Annotated in this window: 2 protein-coding genes and 1 pseudogene; 2 read left to right on the top strand and 1 reads right to left on the bottom strand. The window is 65.8% G+C overall.

Going from position 1 to position 1,566, the window contains the following annotated elements:
- A pseudogene (locus GA0111570_RS17175) lies at positions 1-366 on the bottom strand (hypothetical protein); the annotation flags it as partial.
- Between the two features lie 43 nt (positions 367-409).
- Here GA0111570_RS17175 and GA0111570_RS17170 point away from each other — a divergent pair.
- Complete coding sequence (locus GA0111570_RS17170; RefSeq protein WP_092613879.1) at positions 410-607, top strand: hypothetical protein; 198 nt, start codon at positions 410-412, stop codon at positions 605-607.
- Positions 608-1,382: 775 nt separating this feature from the next.
- Positions 1,383-1,529 (top strand): type II toxin-antitoxin system HicB family antitoxin, encoded by a 147-nt coding sequence (locus tag GA0111570_RS17500; RefSeq protein WP_139283319.1) that lies wholly within the window; start codon positions 1,383-1,385, stop codon positions 1,527-1,529.
- Positions 1,530-1,566 lie beyond the last annotated feature (37 nt).

Below are 1,566 nucleotides of genomic sequence, written 5' to 3'. Positions count from 1 at the left end.
TGAATCGCCTACGCGACACGGACATGTTGGTCTCACTTTCAGTAGCACCCTCATCTTAAGAGGGCCCACTGTCCGAGAACTCCGAGGCAGGTCAATGACCAGCACGAGGATGATGACGCTGACGGGAATGGCGAGGACCTTGCCGCCGATGATGGTGAAGAAGGGGTGGTTGCGGGGAAGCCCCGTCACCTGGCGCCCCTGGCTCAGCCCCAGGGCCAGGCCTCGGTAGACCGACAGGGTCGCCAGGGTGGCCACGATGGTGGGGATGCGGATCAGCTGGACGATCAGGGCGTTGTTGAAGCCGAGGAAGGCGCCGAAGACGATGCCGGCGACCGCCGCGATCCAGGGATCCACCCCGTTGCCCATCAGCAGTGCCGAACCCGTCAGGGTGAGCCCGAAGGTCGACCCGATGGACAGGTCCAGCTCGGCGCATCGCGATCAGGAACACCGACCCGACTGCCAGCAGGCCGATGTAGACCGAGGCCTGGGCGACGTTGAAGAGGTTGCCGGGAAGGATGAACGCGGGGTGGAAGGCACCGGCCAGGACCACCAGCGCCACGGCGGCGATGGTGACGCCGAGGCCATCCCAGCGCAGCGCAGCGCGTGACCGCCGGGGTGCGTCCGCCCGGCGGGGCTCAGGGGTGCTGCCCACCACGATGGTGGCCTCCTGGGGCGGGCTTTCCTGCGTCATCATGTCCACTCCTGCTCGACGTCACTGTCGGTCGTTGTCGTCGGGGTGGGCACCTCGACCTCTCGCAGGCAATCAGAGGCGTCAGGAGAGCTGAAGCAGAATTTTCACCTGGTGAAAGTCCAACGCACGCGGCAGCTCCGCTCGGCGACCGAAAGGTCGTCCCCGATCACTACTCCGGCACGGCAGTGCGCAGACAGACGGTGGCTCGAACCCCGCCGAGGACGACCAAGAGCGCTCTGGCAGCAGTTTCATCCAGTGAAATCATCAGCAGTGAGCTCCGGCCTTCCGGAAACACAGGCACCCTCTCCCCATACGGGGCGACCGCGGTGGGCAGCGCCGGGAAGATGGACTCACTCCCTCACCACATCGACGAAGCGGTCAGCGGTGGCGAAGAGCGTCGGCACGTCGAGTCGACCGCTTCTGCGTCGTGGTTCTCCAGGGCCTCAACGACATCCCCCTGGAAGCGCCTGACGACGACGTCCGTGACCTGGTGATGGACATGGCCAGAAGGAGCTTCAGCTGTAAGGAGGCTGCAGCCACCCGGCGTCCTGGCCCTGACCCCGCACGGCATGGGCACGCGTACGGAAGTGCGTGTCCCTGAGGGACACCGGGAGGGACGTTCAACCAACCCCACAGTGCGCGCGAGACACAGGGCATGGGCGTGAGATACCAGACTGGGATCGTTTGGGGTATGGCGATGACACTCCGACTGGAACCCCAGGACGAGAAGGCGCTCGCCCTGCTTGCCGAAGCGCAGGGAGTGAGCAAGCAGGAAGCCACGGTGAATATTCGCTTCACTGGGGTCCGTCTGTCGTGTGGTCGGGGGCCGGCGGGCTGATTCGGCGGTAGCGGGCTTGGGGGCCGGGTGTGGCGTG

The organism is Raineyella antarctica, assembly GCF_900092135.1.
Classification (GTDB): Bacteria; Actinomycetota; Actinomycetes; order Propionibacteriales; family Propionibacteriaceae; genus Raineyella; species Raineyella antarctica.
The sequence above is the reverse complement of the archived record's forward strand: the minus strand, read 5'-3'. Positions and strand labels throughout refer to the sequence as shown.

Bases quoted from the DNA above. Each gene is read 5' to 3' on its own strand.
- GA0111570_RS17170 (WP_092613879.1), top strand. From the start codon at position 410: ATGGACAGGTCCAGCTCGGCGCATCGCGATCAGGAACACCGACCCGAC.
- GA0111570_RS17500 (WP_139283319.1), top strand. From the start codon at position 1,383: ATGGCGATGACACTCCGACTGGAACCCCAGGACGAGAAGGCGCTCGCC.